Below are 17,112 nucleotides of genomic sequence, written 5' to 3' on the forward strand. Positions count from 1 at the left end.
GCAGGACGCGGGCTTACAGCTGGGTGCAGATTGAACCGTACAGTTTCTGAAGGTGTGGGTGGGTTAGAAGAAGCGGGTCACGCTGATCTTGGCATTGCGTCCGACGCTGGTGGCGCTGTCGCCACTCAAGGCCGGCATGTAGCTGCGGTTGAACAGGTTGTCGACGGTGAAGTTGACTTCGGTGCCCTTGAGGTACGCCTGTTGCGGGGTCCATTTGGCAAACAGGCCCTGGGTGTCGTAGCTGTCGTTGGCGTACTGGTCATAAAACCTGTCGCCGAAGCTGCTGTTCAGGCCGCTTGAATATTTGTCGCTGGGCAGGCGATCGGTCTTGCGCACGAACTGGCCTTGCCAGCCCACTTGTGCGTCCCAGGCAGGAATTTTGGTGCCTAGCATCGCGACCCACTTGGCCGGTGGAATGTCGCGGGCCCAGACGTTGATATCGCTGGCCCACGGGTTGGTGTAAGGGTTTTCGCGTTTGCCGGTGGCCCACGAGTAGCTCAGGGAGCCGAACAGGTAGGTCGAGTCGTAGTAGCCTTCGAGCTCGAAGCCCTTGATGGTCATGCTGCCGACGTTGCGGTAATTGGTCTTCGACGCCATGTCGGTGCAGACATCAGCGATAGTGCCGTCCTTGTAGTTCTGTTCCTGGCAGCCGAGGCCGGTGGCCTTGAAAATCTCGTCTTCGATCGTGTTGTGGAACAGCGTCGTGCGCAGTTGCAGGCTGTCGCCGCTGGCAATCACGTTGGCGAAGCTGGTGACATTACCCACGGTAATGGCGGTGATGCGCTCCGGATCGAGGTTGCGACTGGTGGAGGTGCGGCTGCCCAGGCCCTGGACTTCGTACTGTTCGTCGATCACCGGCGCGCGCCAGGTGCGGCTCCAGTTGGCAAACAGAGCTACGTCCGGGGTGACCTTCCAGAACGCCGCCAGGCGCGGCGACCAGCCGGCATAGGTACGGTCGCTGTAGTCGTGGCCGAAGGCCGGATCGGGGTTGCTGTAGTAAGGCGCGTCGTTGGCTTTGCCACGGTTGACCACGTGGTCATAACGCAGGGACGGGGTGATGGTCACGTCGCCCAGGGTTACCGCGTCCTGGATATAGAACGCATTGGTGTCGACCTTGCCGCGGGGCATGAACGCCGGCTGGAAATACCCGTAGTTGTACTTGGGCGTGTTGTAGATTGCGCCGGGCATCCAGCTTTCGGTGTCGCGGATGTGTTTGCGGACCTGCACGCCAGTGGTCAGGGCGTGGTCCAGCGGGCCGGTATTGAAGCGGCTGATGTTGCGCAGTTCAAGAATCTTGTCGGTGTAGGCGGTGTCCATTTTGCGCCCGCCGCTCGACAGGGCAATGACGGCCGTGGCGTCGCGCTCGTCGGTCTGGTCGGTGTTGGACTCCGAGTAGCTGAGCTTCATGTCAATCAACGGGTTGTCCAGGGGCTGGTATTCATACTTGCCCGACCAGGTGGTGTCGACAGTGGTGCGGTTGGCCAAAAAGCGTTTCAAAGCGCCCTTGTAGCCGTAGCGGTCGATCTCGGACTGGCGTGGTGGCGACGGATAGCTCTTGGCCGAGAACGGTGTCCAGCGCTCGCTGTTGGCCCGGGAGTAGGAGAAACCGAGGCTGTGCTCATCGGTGAGGTACATGTTCAGTTTGAACAGTTGACCGTCAACATCCTGGGCGCTGTTGGGCAGGCGCTGCGGGTTGATCGGGTAGTCCTTGCTGTCGTAGTCGCGCTTGTCGGCCAGCTTCATGTCGCCGCCGTCGCGCTTGGTCAGGTAGGCCAGGGCGTCGATACGACCGTCGTCGGTGCGGCCATACACGGCACCGCTGTAGACCTGCTCGTGGTCATTGCTGGAGTAGCCGTACTTGAGCATCGCACCGCTGTTGCGCCCGTCCTTGAGCAGGTCCGGTGCATCCTTGGTGACCATGTTGACCGTACCACCGAACCCACCGTTACCGGTGAAGGCCGAGTGCGGGCCTTTTTCCACCTCGACGCTCTTGATCATCTCGGGCTCGATAAACACGGTGCCTTGCTGATAGCGCTCGAAACCGCTTTTGGCCGCGCCATCGACGGTCATCGGCACGTCTTCAGCCTCGCCCATCCCGCGAATATTGATGGTCTGCCCACCCGGCTTCATCGAGCCGCCCATGGTCACGCCCGGCAGCGTCTGCACCAGGCTGGCGATGTTGTTGGGCTGCAGACGGTCGATATCGGCCTGGGACAGGGTCGAGCGGCCGACGGTGCTGGCATCGACTTGGTTGCCGGTGCCGATCACGCTCAAGGCGTCCAACTGGACGCTGGCGCTGTTGGTGGTGCGGCTTTCTTCGGGGCGCACGACATAGGTGCTGCCCACTTTGATCAGGGTGAATTCGCCGGTCTTGAGCAGGGTGCGGATCGCCACTTCGGGGGTGAAATCGCCGTTGATCGCTGGCGCCTGGATATTCTTCAGCAGGTCTTCATCGAACAGCAGCTGGATTTTTGCCTGTTGCGCCACCTGGCTCAGGGATGTGGCCAACGGTTGGGCCGGCAGTTGCAGTTTGAGCGACTCGGCCTGGGCGGTCAGGCTGACGGTCAGGCAGGCGGCGATCAGGGTCGGTCGAAGAAACAGGTGCTGGGCAAGGCAAGGCGCGCGAAACATGAAATCCCCCAAGGCGGCTAAATAGCCAAAAAAGGCATGCGTATCAAACGCAGACCGGAGGAAGACGCGGCAGGAAAAAAAATCCTCACATGCGAATGCAAAATATTCTCATATGGTGTTACTTGCGTGCCTCGATACGGATAATGCCGTCGCCCAGGGCCACGGTTTTCACCGGCAACAGGGCCGGCAGGGCATTGAGCAGCGCATCCGGGTCATTCACGTCGAGATTGCCGGAAACTTTCAGGTGCGCCACCGGGCCATCGGCCAAGACCACGGCCTTGGGCCGGTACAGGCTCAACTCGTCCAGCAGGCTGGCCAGTTCGCGGTTGCGAAAGGACAAGTGGCCACTGCGCCAGTCGGCGACCTCGCCAGCGGCCAGGGTTTGTTGTTGCACGGAGCCCTTGGCATAGCTGTAGGTCGCCCGTTGCTGGGCGCCGAGCATCACGGCGCTGGCTTTCTGGTCGGGGGCAAAGGCCACCATCCCGTGGGCCACGCTGACCACCAGTTGCTGCTGGCTGCGGCGCACATCAAAAGCGGTGCCTACCACCCGCACGTCGGCTTCGCCGGCACGCACGAACAGTGGTCGCTCCTTGTCGGGCGCCACCTCCAGGTACAACTGGCCCTGGTCCAGGTGGATCACGCGGCGCTGGGCATCGAAGTCCACCCGCAATCGTGTGCTGGCGTTGACGTACAAGGTGCTGCCATCCGGCAGGTCCAGGGTGCGCATGCCTTTGTCCTGCGCCGCGACCTCGGTGTGATAGAGCCCGCGCGGGGCGCCGAGGTTGCTCGCGAGCAAGGCGCAGACCAGCGCGGCAGCCACGGCCAGCGCCGGGCGCCAAGGCGCTGTCTTGCGTGTGGGCAAGGGCACGGGTTTGTTCAGTTGCTGCAGCTGGCCAAGGTCGGCCCACAGTTGTTCGAATTCGGCGTAGGCACGCGCATGGGCCGGCACGGCCTGCCAGGCGATGAAGGCCTTGCGATCGAGGCTGCCGCCTTCGTTGCGATTGCGCGCAAACCAACTGGCAGCCTGTGCATCGATGCTGTCGTGCTCATCAATTGCATGGCCGTCGCGGTTGCTCAAGCGGGTCATTCTGGCTGCTCCTTGCCCGGGTCTTTTTGAAGTCGCTGCTTGCAGTGCAGCAGGGCAAAGGCGATGTGCTTTTCCACCATGCTGATCGAAACGCCCATGCGCTCGGCGATCTGCGCCTGGCTCAAGCCTTCGAAGCGGTGCAGCATAAGGGCTTCTCGCCTGCGGGGCGAGAGTTCGGCGAGGACTTCTTTCAACTGCTCCAGGCGTTGGGTGCGTTGAGCGGCAGCCATGGGGTCGTTTTGCTCGTCGGTGACAGGCTCGGCATCCCATTCGGCCTGCTCGTTGTGGACGATGTGCCGCACCTTCTGTTTGCGCCAGTGATCACGCAACAGATTGCGTGCCATCTGAAACAGAAAGGCCCGTGGCTGCTCGACCTTGGCCCGGTCGCGGTAGTCCAGCCATTGGGTAAAGACATCCTGGGTCATGTCCGCCGCGTCGCTGGCGTTGTCCGTGCGTTTGCGCAGGTAATGCAGGATATCTGCATAAAACCCGCGAAAGGCGTCGGCCGACAACGGGTCGGGCTTGAAACGAGACATGGATATCCTTCTTGACGCAGCACGCTGCAGAAAAGTCGCGAATGATATCGAGAATTATTGCTATTTGTCTCCGTAAATTTAAAGGCCCATGCAATCCAATGTGGAAGCGGGCTTGCTCGCGATTACGGTGTGTCTGACCCACCGCTATCGCGGGCAAGCCCGCTCCCACAGGGTTGTGTTTTAGCTCAACGAGGTCAACAGCTTCTGCAACTGCGCCTGGCCCGCCATGTCCAGCGGGAACACCGGCAATCGTGGATCACCGACTTCCAGCCCGGTCATGCGCAAGCCAGCCTTGATCGTTGCTGGCAAACCACCCTTGAGGATGAAGTCGAGCAACGGCAACTGGCGATAGAACAGTGCACGTGCCTGGTTCAGGTCGTTGGCCAACACGGCCTGGTACAGGTCCAGGTTGAGTTGCGGGATCAGGTTCGCCGCAGCGGTGCACCAGCCCTTGGCGCCGGCGGCGAAGGCTTCCAGGGCCAGTGGGTTGCAGCCGTTGTAGAACGGCACCTGGCCTTCGCTTTGGCGGTACAGCTGGTGCATGCGCTGGATATCGCCGGTGCTCTCCTTGACCATCGTCACGTTATCGACGCTGTTGACGATGCGCAGGATCAACTCCACCGACATGTCCGTGCCGCTGGTGGCCGGGTTGTTGTAGAGCATGATCGGCACGCCGACGCTGTCGCCGATGGCCGCGTAGTGCGCAAGGATCTGCGCCTCACTGAGCTTCCAGTACGAGGTCGGCAGCACCATTACCACATCGGCGCCCTCGGCTTCGGCAAAGCGCGCGCGGCGCACGGCCTTGGCGGTGGTCAGGTCGGACACGCTGACGATGGTCGGGACACGTTTGGCGACCCGGTCAATGCTGTAGGCGCTGACTTCGTCCCACTCCGTATCGCTCAGGTACGCGCCTTCACCGGTGCTGCCCAACGGCGCGATGGCGTGGACGCCGCTGTCGATCAAGCGATCGATGGATTGGCCCAGGGCGTCGAGGTCAAGGCGGCTGCCGTCGGCGCTGAACGGGGTGATGGTGTAGCCGATGATGCCGTGAATAGTAGGGCTGGACATGGAATATCTCCGGTCGAAAAAGGCTTCAGTTCAGGCAATCGGCGTGTTGGCGCAGGTTCTGCCGAGCGTAGTAGTTGAACGCGGCGCCGTGGCGCTTGGGCTTGGAGATCCAGTCATGGGCCTCGCGTCCCAGTGCCGGCAGAATCGGCTTGACGGTACCGGCGCTCATGGCCAGCAGTTGCAGTTTGGCCGCCCGTTCGATCAATTGCGCGATCACGCAGGCTTCTTCGATGGTGCCGCCAGTGGACAGTTGACCGTGGTGGGACAGCAGGATTGCGCGCTTGTCGCCCAGGGCCTGGGTGATGATTTCGCCTTCTTCGTTACCCACTGGCACACCCGGCCAAGCTTCGAGGAATGCACAGTCTTCATACAGTGGGCACAGGTCCATGTGCGACACCTCCAACGGCACTTCCAGCATCGACAGGGCGGCGATGTGCGTCGGGTGGGTGTGGATGATGCAGTTCACATCCGGCCGGCCACGATAGACCCAGCTGTGAAAGCGGTTGGCCGGGTTGGGCATGCCGTGGCCTTCCAACACTTCCAGGTCTTCGTTGACCAGCAGCAGGTTGCTGGCGGTGATTTCATCGAAACCCAGGCCCAGTTGCTGGGTGTAGTAGGTGCCAGGCGTCGGGCCACGCGCAGTGATCTGCCCGGCCAGGCCGGAGTCGTGGCCGTTCTCGAACAGAATCCGGCAGGTCAGGGCCAGCTTTTGCCGGTCGGTCCACGTATTATCTGTCAGGCTGCTTTGCATCTGGGTCAGCGCTTGCTTGACCAGTTGGTCTTTGGGGAGTGCTAATGTCTTGGCCATATCGGTGTCCTTTGGGTGGTTCAATGGACGTCGATTTGCTGGTTCCCGCAGCTCGCAAGGTCGTTGGGTTCTGCAAATGACACTAAAGAGGCTATATGACACAATGTGTCATTGGCAAGTAAAAATCATCGTCCTCTGGCTGGATTAATCGCTGCGCATGTCTATCCGTTTGAAATTATTGAGAAAAAAGCTCGGTGTTACCTTGGAGGCACTGGCCGAGAAATCCGGGATGACCAAGAGTTATCTGTCGAAAGTCGAGCGCGGGCTGAACACGCCGTCGATTGCCGCCGCGCTGAAACTGGCCAAGGCGTTGAACGTCAAGGTCGAAGAACTGTTCAGCGAAGACAACGTCAGCCTCGACAGCTACAGCCTGGTGCGCAGCCATGAGCGGCCCGACACGTCGCCGGGTTATGCAGTGCTGGCCCATCAGGTCAGCGAGCGCAGCCTGCTGCCGTTCATCATCTATCCGCCGGCGGAGTTCAGCGACAAGACTTTCAAGGAGCACTTGGGGGAGGAGTTTCTGTTTGTGCATGAAGGCCGGGTGGAAGTGGACTTCATGAACGAACGGGTACTGCTGGAGCGCGGCGACGCATTGCACTTCAATGCGCAAAAACCGCACCGCATTCGTTCGGTGGGCGAAGTGCAGGCGCAGTTGCTGGTGGTGGTACACAGCGCCGAAGAATAGGTTTGGAACGCGGTCAATGTGGGAGCTGGCTTGCCTGCGATGGCATCACCTCACAGTTGCTGATACACCGCATCGCCTGCATCGCAGGCAAGCCAGCTCCCACATTTGATCGCCTCTGTTCTGGGGATCAGTGTTCGACCGGCACCGACAGTGCCGCTTTGCCCAGGGCATGGCTGCGCGCCGCAAAGAACCGCAGCTCCACCTCCATCCCTTCAAACAGCCCCGCATACCGCCGCTTCTGCTGCTGGATAAACCCTTCGCTGCGGCCAAATACCGAAATCGCCAGGGTCTTGATCTTCGAACGGCGAATCGCCTCCACCAAGTGTTGATCCTGCTCGCCCAGGTGATGGCCGAAGATGCACAGCGCACCTTCCTGGCCCAGCAACTGTTCATAGCAGAACGACAGATAATCCGAACTGCGGATGGTCTTGAGCTTTTCGCCAGTGGGCCCTTCGTTGATGAACAGCGGCACATCGTCGAGGGTCTTGATGGTGTTGTTGATCGCAAAACTGCTGAGCAACGTACTGTCGCTGGACGGCAATTTACGCGCCGAACCATCCAGGTTACGCACCAGGTGCAGGCCGCCGTGCAGGTACAGGATGCGCGTCGCGGCGGTGGCGGTATCGCGTAGGTCAAAGCGTGATTCGGCACCACGAAACAGGTCGTCAATGCCTGGCGTGTGCAGGATCGACCAGTAGTTGAGCAAGTCGTAATTGCTGGTGAACACCGTCTTGTAGCTCGCCAGTTCCTGATTGATCGTCACCAGCGTCGAAGGCTGCACCAGGCGCCAGGGGATATGCACGGCGTGGATGGTGTTGATCAGCGCTTCCTTGATCGCGTAGTAGCGATTGCGCGGCGCGGCGGAGCTGACGGCCAGGGCCTTGTTGACGCGGCTGGTGGTTTTCAGGGCGCCCAGCACTTGTTCGAAACTGCGGGTCTGCATCGCATCAAACACGCTCAGTTCGGAAGCGCTCAAGGGCTTTTCTTCCACGGTGCGTGCGTTTTCAAACAGTGAGTCGTAGGCAAAGTCTTCCCACACCGCGCGACTGGCACCGTTGCCGATCAGGATCGCGGCGAAGGCGGTGCTGCTGCGCAGTGCGCTCCAGTCTTCAAGGGCGGCGTCGATATCCTGGAAATCCTTCATTGCGGCGGGTCTACTCAAAAACGGCTGGGTGGTGACTTTATCACGGGCGGGCGTTGATCTTGGTCAAGATGCCGCAGCCCGCTGCGGTCGATGCTGTAGGCATCAACGTATCCCCGAGGGTTCACCATGAGCAGCACGTTCTTCATTCCCGCCGTCAACATCATGGGCATCGACTGCCTCGACGAAGCCATGAGCGCGATCCGCAACTACGGTTTTCGCAAGGCGCTGATTGTCACCGATGCCGGTCTGGCCAAGGCGGGCGTGGCCAGCATGATTGCCGAGAAACTGGCGATGCAGGACATCGATTCGGTGCTCTACGACGGCGCCAAACCCAACCCCAACGTGGAGAATGTCGAGAACGGCCTGGCGTTGCTACAGGCCAGTGGCTGCGATTTTGTGGTGTCGCTGGGCGGCGGTTCGCCCCATGACTGCGCCAAGGGCATCGCCCTGTGTGCCACCAATGGCGGGCATATCGGCGACTACGAAGGGGTCGACCAATCGAGCAAGCCGCAGTTGCCGCTGGTGGCGATCAACACCACCGCCGGTACCGCCAGCGAAATGACGCGTTTCTGCATCATTACCGACGAAACCCGCCACGTGAAAATGGCCATCGTCGACCGCAACGTCACCCCATTGCTGTCGGTCAACGACCCGGCGCTGATGGTCGCCATGCCCAAGGGCCTGACTGCTGCCACCGGCATGGACGCGCTGACCCACGCTATCGAAGCCTATGTTTCCACCGCCGCTAACCCGATCACCGATGCATGCGCGATCAAGGCGATCGAACTGATCAGCGCCAACCTGCGCCTGGCCGTGCGCGACGGCAGCGACATGGCGGCCCGGGAAAACATGGCCTATGCGCAATTTCTGGCGGGCATGGCCTTCAACAACGCCTCCCTGGGTTTTGTCCACGCCATGGCCCACCAGTTGGGCGGCCTCTACGACTTGCCCCACGGCGTGTGCAACGCGGTGCTGCTGCCCCACGTGCAAAGCTTCAACGCCAGCGTCAGCGCCGCGCGCCTGAGCGACGTCGGCCGCGCCCTGGGCGTGACCGATAAACACCTCAGCCCCGAAGAAGGCGCACAAGCGGCCATCGCTGCGATTCGCTGCCTGTCCCAGGATGTCGACATCCCGGCCGGCCTGCGCGAACTGGGTGCCAAGCTGCAAGACATCCCGCTGCTGGCAAGCAACGCCCTCAAGGATGCGTGCGGCCTGACCAACCCACGGCGGGCGGATCAGCGGCAGATCGAGGAAATTTTCCGCAGCGCGTTTTAGTCTGTCCTGGCCCGGGCGACGCACCACAGTGCGCCGCTTGCCAGCGCCACACATAACGCCGCCAACGGCCACGCTTGCTGACTGACCAGCAAGCTGGCCATGCCACCAATCAGCGCCGCCATCAACTGGTGCAAAAAGCCACTTAGGGCCATGGCGTAGGAGCCGCCTACCGGAGAGTGGTCGTTGGCCAGGGACAGGCTGATGGGGTAACTCATCGACTGCCCGAACACCGCCACGCAATAAGGCAACCACAGCAGCAAGGCCCAATCACTGGCGAACCAGCCAGCGAGCAACATCACCGAACTGCCGCCCACTACCAATGTCACTCCCCATGTCATCATCGACAGGCGCCCGCTGCGGGCAACCCAACGATTGACCGTCAATGCCCCCGCCAGATAGGCCGCGCTGATCGGCCAACCCAGCAGCCCATACTGCGTGGCAGTCCACTCGAAGCGGCCCTGCAGAATCAGCGGAGCGCAGGTATTGAACGCGATGATCACGCCATACCCCAACCCGCCCGCCAACGCTGCTCGTAGAAACGCCGGGTGTTGCAAAATCATGCTGTAGATACGCCATGCAGAAACTTGCCCATCGGCTTTTACCCGTGGCGGGAACGCCACCGCTTGCAGTACGCAAATCAGCCCGATTGCCGCCAATGCCAAGCCGTAGAAGATCGCCTCCCAACCCAACGCTACCTGCAATACCGAGCCAATGAACTGGCCGATACCCAGGGCGATCACGAAGGTCATGCCCAGCCACGACAGGCCTTTGGCCAACAATGCACCGCTGAAACTATCGCGCACCAACACCCGTGCCATCACCGAAACGCCACCAGCCCCCAGGCCCTGGACGAACCGTAGCGAGAGAAACGTCTCGATGTTGTGAGCCATGGGGATGGCCGCGCTGGCCAGGGCATACAGGGCCAGTGCCGCCAGCAGCACCGGTTTCCTGCCCAGGCGTTCACCCAGGCTGCCCCATAGCAGCATGGGCAACGCCATGCCCACCAGATACACCGCCAAGGCAAGCGAGGCCTGGGACTCGGCGGCCTGCAGTGCCTGGGAAATGGCCGGTACCGCGGGCAGGTAAATGCTGATGCCGACTTGGGACAGGAAGGCGGTGCAGCAGGCTATGGCAAGGGTTGTGGTGCTCTTCAAGGGGCTGGAGTTCCTTTCTGAACGCTAAATTTCAGGGGCAAAGCTACAAGCTGTTAGTGTATTTGTCTTTAGTTGGAAACTTGCCACTGAGGCCCCCCTTATGAGAGTTCTGCTATTCGGCGCCACCGGCATGGTCGGCCAGGGCGTGTTGCGTGAGTGTCTGCTGGCCGCTGATGTGCAGGAAGTGGTGGCGGTGGGGCGCACGGCGTTGACTCAGGAGCACGGCAAGCTGCATCAGGTGTTGCACGCCGATATGTTCGACTTCCAACCCCTGGAGCATTTGCTGCAAGGGTTTGATGCCTGTCTGTTTTGCCTGGGGGTGTCGTCGGTGGGGATGGATGAGGCGACTTACACCCGTCAGACCTATGACCTGACGCTGGTCGCTGCCAGTACCCTGGCGCGGCTCAACCCGCAGATGACGTTTGTCTATGTGTCCGGCACGGGCACCGACAGTTCCGAGCAGGGCAAGGTGATGTGGGCACGGGTCAAGGGCAAGACTGAGAATGCCTTGCTGCGCCTGCCGTTCAAGGCGGTTTACCTGTTCCGTCCGGGGATCATCCAGCCGCTGCATGGTGTGCGTTCTAAAACCCGGCTCTACCAGGCGTTCTACACCTTGCTCGGCCCATTGTTGTCATTGGTTCGTCGCGTGCGGCCGGCCTGGGTGGTCAGTACCGAGACGGTGGGACGGGCGATGCTAGCTGTGGTCCGGCATGGCGCGCCGCAAGCGGTGATCGAACCTGCCGATATCAATCGCCTGGCTGTCGAGCGCCGGTGATGGCAATGGGTCAGCCCGCCGCAGCCAATGCCTTGGCTGGCGCGGCACTGAACTGAATCAACGCCACACCGCCGATCAACATCAGTACTCCGAGCAAACGGGGTGCGGTGAGGTGCCGTTCCACCAGGCCGAACAGGCCAAAGTGGTCGAGCAGCAACGAGGCGAGAATCTGCCCGGTCATGGCCAGGGCGATAAATCCCGAAGCCCCCAACTTCGGCAACAAGATCAGGGCCAAGGCAATAAAACACACCCCAAATGCGCCACCCGCCCACATCCACATTGGGGCCTGGGTGATAAAGGCCATGCTTGGCAGCGGCAGTCGCAACGCCAGAATGACAGGCAATAACACCAGGATGCTCACCGTTAGCGAAGCCAGGGTCGCCCACAGGGGATGCCCCAGGCCACGCCCGAGGTTGGCGTTAATCGCGCTTTGAAACGGCACCACCGCACCGGCAAACACCGCTAACAGCAACAAGCCCAGCCAATGCCACGTCGTCATATTCGTTCTCCCAAAGGTTTTACTGGACTCTACGGTATTCGTCGCGCAGATTTAAATTCCAAGTTCTTATGTTGAATATGCACGCTATGAATGATTTACGGCGCATCGACCTCAACCTGCTGGTGATCCTCGACGCACTGCTCAGCGAGCAACACGTCACCCGCGCCGCTGAGCGCCTGCATCTGAGCCAACCGGCGGTGAGCCATGCGCTGGCGCGGTTGCGGGATCTGCTCGGCGATCCGTTACTGGTGCGCCAGGGCGGTGGGCTGGTCGCTACCGCCCGCGCGCTGGAGTTGGCGGCACCACTGGCCGATGCGCTGGCCCAGGTGCAGTCATTGCTGGCACCGAACCGTTTCGACCCGGCATCGGCCAGGCGGACCTTTCGCCTGGCCATGTCCGATTACGGCGCGGCGCTGCTGTTGCCTGGGTTGGTGCGGGCACTGCGCGAGCAGGCACCGGGGATTGATCTGGCCATCACCCACGCCAGTCGCGAAGGCATGCAGGAGGGGGTGCTCAGTGGCGAAATCGACCTGGCGGCCGGCGTGTTTCCCGACCTGCCGGGCGAATTGCGCAGCACGCCGTTGTTTGAAGAGCACTACGCTTGCCTGGTCGACCGCGACAGCTTGCCTGCCGGTGGTGTGCTCGACTTGCCCACTTACCTGGCGCGGCCCCATGTACTGCTGGAAATGCGCGGCAGTGGCACCCCGGAAATCGAACGTGCGCTGACCGCGATCCGTGAGCGGCGCCATGTGGCAATCAGCCTGCCGCATTGGGGTATTGCCCCGCAGTTGATCCAGGGCACTGATCTGATTCTTACTGTTTCTTCGCAGGGGCTGCTGAACATCGATCCCCGGCACCTGCTGGTGGTGCCACCGCCGTTTCATATCCCGTCTTTCGGTTTTGTACTGGCCTGGCATAAACGCCGTGGTGGGGATGGCGCCTTGCAGTGGCTGATCGCTCAAGTGCAGGACGTGCTGGCCAAACGCGCGGCCTAGCATTGCAGTGCCGAGTGGATTGTGCACAATCGACGCGTCCCTCCTATTTTCTGTCAGAGCGTGTAACCCATGACTTCATCACTGCTGTTTGCCGTCATTGCCTCGGGCTTTATTTATGGCATCACGCCGGGCCCCGGTGTGCTGGCGGTATTTGGCATTGGTGCGGCCCGTGGCCGCCGGGCCGGCGCGGGTTTTCTGTGCGGGCACCTGTTGGGCGATGTGGTGTGGTGCAGCACCGCCCTGGTCGCGATTGTCGGCGCGCGGGAGATCGGCAGCAGCGCATTTGATGTGCTGGGTGTGCTCAGTGCTCTCTATCTGTTTTGGCTGGGCATTCGTGCGATCCGCACCCGCAACCGCAGCAGCGAAGCGCCCCAGGGCGCAGCACGCCAACCGTTCTGGCACGGCATCCTGTTTGGCCTGACCAATCCCAAGGCGTATCCGGTGGCTGTGGCCACTTTCACGGCGCTGCTGTCCAGCCGTGCCGAATTGCTGACCTGGGCCATGCTGCCGTGGTTGATTGTCTTGAGCTTTATCGGTGGCCTGGTGGCCTATGCCATCCTGATCGGCATCGTGGGTGCCCGGCAAGTGCGTACGGTGTATCAGCGTCATGAAGTGTTGATTACCAAGCTGTGCGGCGTGATGTTTATCGGCTTCGCCATCAATGCCCTGGCGCATGCGCTACCGGGCTTGATGGGCAGCAAATCCTCCTGAGTCCAAGACGACCGTTCGTCGCACCAGCAAGTTTTTTCTAAACCTTTGCCGCCCTGAAAATTCAGATTCAGGGCGGGGTTCGTTCCCCGGCATGTATTTATTACCTGGAGGAACCCATCATGAGCCGTATGGCTAGCCGGTTACGCACCGCCACTTTCGCGATGCTGCTGGGCCTCGGCGCCAGCAATGCCTTGGCCCAAGGGCCTGCCGAGTTTATCGAGCAAGCCTCGGCCAAAGGCATGGCCGATATCGAAACCAGCCGCATGGCCCACGCCAAGACCTCGTCCCAGGAAATCAAGGACTACACCATCGAGGTCATCAATGAGCGCACCCTGGCCAATCAACATTTGGCTGCGATTGCGAAAAAACTCGACTTGCCGGTGGCGCCTCGCGAGCAGATCGCCGACAAGGCCGAAACCCTGATGCCTGAACTGACTGATGGCGACTCCTTTGACGCCGCCTACACGGCCCAGCAGGTCAAGGCCAACGAAGATGCCATCGCGCTGTTCAAGCAGGAAGGCGCGGCGTCGCAGATTCCCGAAATAAAGGCACTGGTCGACGAAACCCTGCCCAAGCTGCAAACCCGCCTGGAAAAAGCCCGGGCCCTGGCGTCGTCCTATGGCAAGAGCCGTAACGGCGACGGTTGATTACGGGGGCTGTGGTATTGAAACGGCGGTTGGACTACTCCAGCCGCCGTTTTTTTGCGTCGTAATTCCCATCACCCGTGGCAGCTTTCTACTGTCGCTTTCGGAAACAGCCGACAGTGACCCGCAGGCGTTGAAGCAAGACTGGTTTTTTGCCTGGACTTGCCGATGCCTACGACCGTCAATTCGCTTTACCACCGGACCGAAGCCCACTTTTTTTCCGCGACCTGCCCGTTGCACCGCAGCTTCAACGCCTGTGTGAGCGCCTATTTTGCTGACGAAGTCGTCAATGAATGGAACCTGTTGTTTGTCCGGGTCGGCAGTGAGCCGTTGGGTGGTGGGATGGCCGCCTGTGAGCAATTGATCCGCAGCGTGGTTTTGCCCGTACGGATAGTGATTCATCAGGAAAAGGTCGAGGAGTTGGCGCAAAGCCTACAGGCGATGGGCTTTATCTTCGCGCAAAAGACCAGCGCAATGGTCCTTGACCTGACGAGCTTCACCGCTGCCGTCCGAACACCTGTCAGCGATACCGTCAGTTTGACCCAGAGCCTCGACGATTGGGCGGCTCCCCTGAGCAGTGCATTTGGCCTGACAGCCGAGGGCGTTGCGCGTTATCAGGCCAGGCATCAGGTTGCAATTGATCGCGGCGAAGGCTTTTATCATTTTGCGCTGTCAGTGGAGGGGCGGCCGGTGAGTGCCATAACCTTGTCCATGTGTGACGGGCTGGCGCGGCTCAATGACATGGGCACTCACATTGAGTTTCGCGGTAGAGGCTATGCAACTCGGTTGATCCAGGTCGCGTTGGCGCACGCCGTGAGCCTGGGGGCGCAAACGTGTTTTCTTGAGGCATCGAGCGATGGGTTCTTGCTTTATCGCTCGTTTGGTTTTCAGGCGCTGTTCGATTATCAGGCATTTGTACGTGGCCCATTGGTGAACGGGCTGTTGCTTCAGCCGGTCGCGCAATAGCCATCAAAACAGCGATCTTGTGGCCTCGCCATCCTCCAATGTCAGCAAGTACTGCTTGGCTTCAAGCCCACCGGCAAATCCGGTCAGGCCGCCCGACGCACCAATGACCCGATGGCAGGGTGCGACGATCGAAATGGGATTGCGCCCGTTCGCCGCACCCACCGCTCGTACGGCTTTCGGGTTGCCGATCTGCTGGGCAATCTGGCTGTAGCTGCGGGTTTCACCGAAGGGAATGGTCAATAGCGCGCCCCAGACTTTTTTCTGGAACTCGGTGCCGTCAAAGTCCAGCTCCAGCTCGAAACGGTCGCGGGTGCCGGCAAAATACTCTTTCAACTGCTGCTCGGCTTCCAGCAGCACCGGGCTGTGGTTGACCTCTACCAACTCGCCCAGGCGCACGCGGTTGGCGCGCTCGGTTTCCCACAAAATCGCGGCGAGCTTGCCGTTGCGGGCTACCAGGGTCAACTGGCCGACGGGAGAGGGCATGAGTTTGTATTCACATGGCATGAGCGAGCTCCTTGTTGGGTGGGTCATTGACCGACAGGCCTGCACTTTAACGCTCATCGTTGATGGCCGAACTACGTTTCTTGCGGTCAAATTCGGTGGTGTTATCGCTCTTGTTGCAGCACCTTCAGCGCAGCCGAAGCGAGAAACCCCGAACGGCTTTTTTCTTCCGGGTGATGCAGCACGTATTCATCAATACGGTTGAGCAAATAGCCAGGCAGCGTGATGTTGAGTTTCTGCGCCTTGCCCAGGTACTTGGTGACATCGATATCGACCACCGCCCAGGTGCAGCCGGCGTACTGCGGGTTGGCCGCATGCAGGGTGACCTTTTGCGCACTGGGAATCGGTGCTCCGTCTTCTGCCAGAAGCTCAAAATGACCCTCTATGGCCTCCCGTGCCATGGCCATGGCGTCGTCCAGATCATCACCAGCAGAGAAACAGCCAGGGATGTCAGGGACTTCCACACCCCAGGCGTGGTTGTCGTCACCGGTTGAAATTGCAATCGGATACAGCATGTTCGTTGTCCTCCAGGGACGGTTTAACCGAGCAGGGCCTGTTTCAAAATGCTTTTGGCGGTCTTGTCCAGCAGGTCTTTCTTGGGATGGGGAATAGTCACCAGCCCAGGCTTGGTTGGGTGCTTGAAATGATGATGGCTGCCCCTGACGCGCGCCAGGTACCAGCCATCTGCAACGATATGGCCTATTAAATATCGGCTATCCACATCACCTCCTTGTGGTGTATTGGTGGTGACTATAACCACTAAATAAAAATTATCAACACTCTACCCACCAATAAAAACGGCAGGGGTGCAAGAAGTGTATGGGCGTGGGGCGCGGCTGCAGAACGGAGGTATTGCGGGGTTTTACTGGCAAATCCCAGGCATAAAAAAACCGGCCTCATGAGCCTAATGCCGATCAGTTAAGCGAACGCAATGCTCAAAGCAGGGGATCTGCGCTTAACTGATATGAACCTACTCGTAGTCTAGAAAAGGCATTAGATAGGTTTTGTGGTGTGATCAATCAAGCGAGGCGACTCTAACGGTGTAATGTTAGAGTCGCAAAGCTATTCAGCTGGATGGGTTATTTTTTGAAAATTTGTTTTTTGGGCGGATGAATTTTTTCGTGGAGTTTTTTTGCAATACTTGATCTGGATATTCGCACTAATATACAGAATACGAAGAAAATCGAAGTTGCGACGATTGTCAGAAGAAGCCCTCGTTGCCCCTTGAGCCCATTGTTTACATGCTCGCGGTATTTCTTGTCGTCAAAGAGCGAGCAGATGATGTTGATGTTTTTTTCTGTAAATTTTTTATTGAAAATTTCTTTAAGTGATTCCGGTGACTGGCACTCTTTGTCTGTCAGCGTTGGGGTGGATCTGAAAAAGCTAAATTTAGCATCACCCTCGGATAGGTAAAATGATGGCGCTTCCGGAGCGTCTCTCAATGAAACCATCAGGTATTTTGCGTTCGTAAGTGGTGCTGAGATGCTGATAATTAAGAAGAAAATGAAGAGTAGCCCAAAAAACACATATTGAGCATATTTAGAAAATAGAGCTTCTTTAAATGTGAGGCTGTTAAAGTGTAGAAACTCAGACTTCATCTGACAGTTACCGGATTTGAGGTCGTGACTGTCAG

General features: G+C 59.6%; 19 protein-coding genes. 7 read left to right on the forward strand and 12 right to left on the reverse strand.

The window, feature by feature from the left end; all coding sequences use genetic code 11:
- Positions 1 to 63: 63 nt before the first annotated feature.
- The 5 genes from KL786_RS16485 to KL786_RS16505 all read right to left on the reverse strand — a co-directional run bounded on the left by KL786_RS16485 (position 64) and on the right by KL786_RS16505 (position 6,130).
- Entirely contained in the window at positions 64 to 2,631 is a 2,568-nt protein-coding gene (locus KL786_RS16485) for a TonB-dependent receptor (protein ID WP_215518307.1), read from the reverse strand.
- 118 nt (positions 2,632 to 2,749) lie between these two features.
- Positions 2,750 to 3,718: a FecR family protein gene (locus KL786_RS16490; RefSeq protein ID WP_215518308.1), complete on the reverse strand. Its 969-nt coding sequence runs from the start codon at positions 3,716 to 3,718 to the stop codon at positions 2,750 to 2,752.
- On the reverse strand, positions 3,715 to 4,254 hold the full coding sequence (locus KL786_RS16495; protein ID WP_215518309.1) for an RNA polymerase sigma factor: 540 nt from the start codon (positions 4,252 to 4,254) through the stop codon (positions 3,715 to 3,717). The genes KL786_RS16490 and KL786_RS16495 overlap by 4 nt, the downstream gene beginning before the upstream one ends.
- Before the next feature lie 180 nt (positions 4,255 to 4,434).
- Positions 4,435 to 5,322, reverse strand: coding sequence for a dihydrodipicolinate synthase family protein (locus KL786_RS16500; RefSeq protein WP_215518310.1), 888 nt, complete (start codon positions 5,320 to 5,322; stop codon positions 4,435 to 4,437).
- A gap of 25 nt (positions 5,323 to 5,347) precedes the next feature.
- Positions 5,348 to 6,130 (reverse strand): aldolase, encoded by a 783-nt coding sequence (locus KL786_RS16505; RefSeq protein WP_215518311.1) that lies wholly within the window; start codon positions 6,128 to 6,130, stop codon positions 5,348 to 5,350.
- Positions 6,131 to 6,287: 157 nt separating this feature from the next.
- On the opposite strand from KL786_RS16505, the gene KL786_RS16510 reads away from it, so the two are divergent.
- The gene (locus tag KL786_RS16510) at positions 6,288 to 6,815 is read left to right on the forward strand and encodes a helix-turn-helix domain-containing protein (protein ID WP_032857965.1); all 528 of its coding nucleotides are present in this window, start codon (positions 6,288 to 6,290) and stop codon (positions 6,813 to 6,815) included.
- Between the two features lie 127 nt (positions 6,816 to 6,942).
- Here the strand turns inward: KL786_RS16510 and KL786_RS16515 are convergent, their stop codons facing one another.
- Entirely contained in the window at positions 6,943 to 7,959 is a 1,017-nt protein-coding gene (locus tag KL786_RS16515) for a DUF4917 family protein (protein ID WP_215518312.1), read from the reverse strand.
- A gap of 126 nt (positions 7,960 to 8,085) precedes the next feature.
- Between KL786_RS16515 and yiaY the strand changes: the two genes are divergently transcribed.
- A complete protein-coding gene (yiaY, locus tag KL786_RS16520; protein WP_032857960.1) occupies positions 8,086 to 9,234 on the forward strand; it encodes an L-threonine dehydrogenase in 1,149 nt (382 codons plus the stop codon).
- On the opposite strand, the gene KL786_RS16525 is transcribed toward yiaY, so the two are convergent.
- Positions 9,231 to 10,388 (reverse strand): MFS transporter, encoded by a 1,158-nt coding sequence (locus KL786_RS16525; protein ID WP_215518313.1) that lies wholly within the window; start codon positions 10,386 to 10,388, stop codon positions 9,231 to 9,233. The two genes, yiaY and KL786_RS16525, sit on opposite strands and share 4 nt — an antisense overlap.
- Positions 10,389 to 10,488: 100 nt before the next feature.
- Between KL786_RS16525 and KL786_RS16530 the strand changes: the two genes are divergently transcribed.
- Positions 10,489 to 11,163 carry an NAD-dependent epimerase/dehydratase family protein gene (locus KL786_RS16530; RefSeq protein ID WP_215518314.1) on the forward strand — a complete coding sequence of 225 codons (675 nt, stop codon included), beginning with the start codon at positions 10,489 to 10,491 and terminating at the stop codon, positions 11,161 to 11,163.
- A 10-nt stretch (positions 11,164 to 11,173) separates the two neighbouring features.
- Here the strand turns inward: KL786_RS16530 and KL786_RS16535 are convergent, their stop codons facing one another.
- Positions 11,174 to 11,662, reverse strand: coding sequence for a DMT family transporter (locus KL786_RS16535; RefSeq protein ID WP_032857953.1), 489 nt, complete (start codon positions 11,660 to 11,662; stop codon positions 11,174 to 11,176).
- A gap of 77 nt (positions 11,663 to 11,739) precedes the next feature.
- Between KL786_RS16535 and KL786_RS16540 the strand changes: the two genes are divergently transcribed.
- From KL786_RS16540 to KL786_RS16555, 4 genes are all read left to right on the forward strand, one after another.
- Positions 11,740 to 12,657 (forward strand): LysR family transcriptional regulator, encoded by a 918-nt coding sequence (locus KL786_RS16540; protein ID WP_421527215.1) that lies wholly within the window; start codon positions 11,740 to 11,742, stop codon positions 12,655 to 12,657.
- Positions 12,658 to 12,726: 69 nt separating this feature from the next.
- Positions 12,727 to 13,368, forward strand: coding sequence for a LysE family translocator (locus tag KL786_RS16545; RefSeq protein WP_215518316.1), 642 nt, complete (start codon positions 12,727 to 12,729; stop codon positions 13,366 to 13,368).
- 119 nt (positions 13,369 to 13,487) lie between these two features.
- The gene (locus KL786_RS16550) at positions 13,488 to 14,015 is read left to right on the forward strand and encodes a DUF4142 domain-containing protein (protein ID WP_215518317.1); all 528 of its coding nucleotides are present in this window, start codon (positions 13,488 to 13,490) and stop codon (positions 14,013 to 14,015) included.
- A gap of 165 nt (positions 14,016 to 14,180) precedes the next feature.
- Positions 14,181 to 14,978, forward strand: a complete 798-nt coding sequence (locus tag KL786_RS16555; RefSeq protein ID WP_215518318.1) for a GNAT family N-acetyltransferase — start codon at positions 14,181 to 14,183, stop codon at positions 14,976 to 14,978.
- Positions 14,979 to 14,981: 3 nt separating this feature from the next.
- On the opposite strand, the gene KL786_RS16560 is transcribed toward KL786_RS16555, so the two are convergent.
- The 4 genes from KL786_RS16560 to KL786_RS16575 all read right to left on the reverse strand — a co-directional run.
- The gene (locus tag KL786_RS16560) at positions 14,982 to 15,482 is read right to left on the reverse strand and encodes a methylated-DNA--[protein]-cysteine S-methyltransferase (protein WP_215518319.1); all 501 of its coding nucleotides are present in this window, start codon (positions 15,480 to 15,482) and stop codon (positions 14,982 to 14,984) included.
- 101 nt (positions 15,483 to 15,583) lie between these two features.
- Entirely contained in the window at positions 15,584 to 15,994 is a 411-nt protein-coding gene (locus KL786_RS16565) for a type II toxin-antitoxin system HicB family antitoxin (RefSeq protein WP_032857941.1), read from the reverse strand.
- Positions 15,995 to 16,017: 23 nt separating this feature from the next.
- Positions 16,018 to 16,200, reverse strand: coding sequence for a type II toxin-antitoxin system HicA family toxin (locus tag KL786_RS16570; RefSeq protein WP_032857937.1), 183 nt, complete (start codon positions 16,198 to 16,200; stop codon positions 16,018 to 16,020).
- A 358-nt stretch (positions 16,201 to 16,558) separates the two neighbouring features.
- On the reverse strand, positions 16,559 to 17,112 hold a 554-nt coding region (locus KL786_RS16575), incomplete at its 5' end, for a DUF6216 family protein (RefSeq protein WP_252193753.1).

Source organism: Pseudomonas sp. TAE6080 (assembly GCF_018732265.1).
Lineage (GTDB): Bacteria > Pseudomonadota > Gammaproteobacteria > Pseudomonadales > Pseudomonadaceae > Aquipseudomonas > Aquipseudomonas brenneri.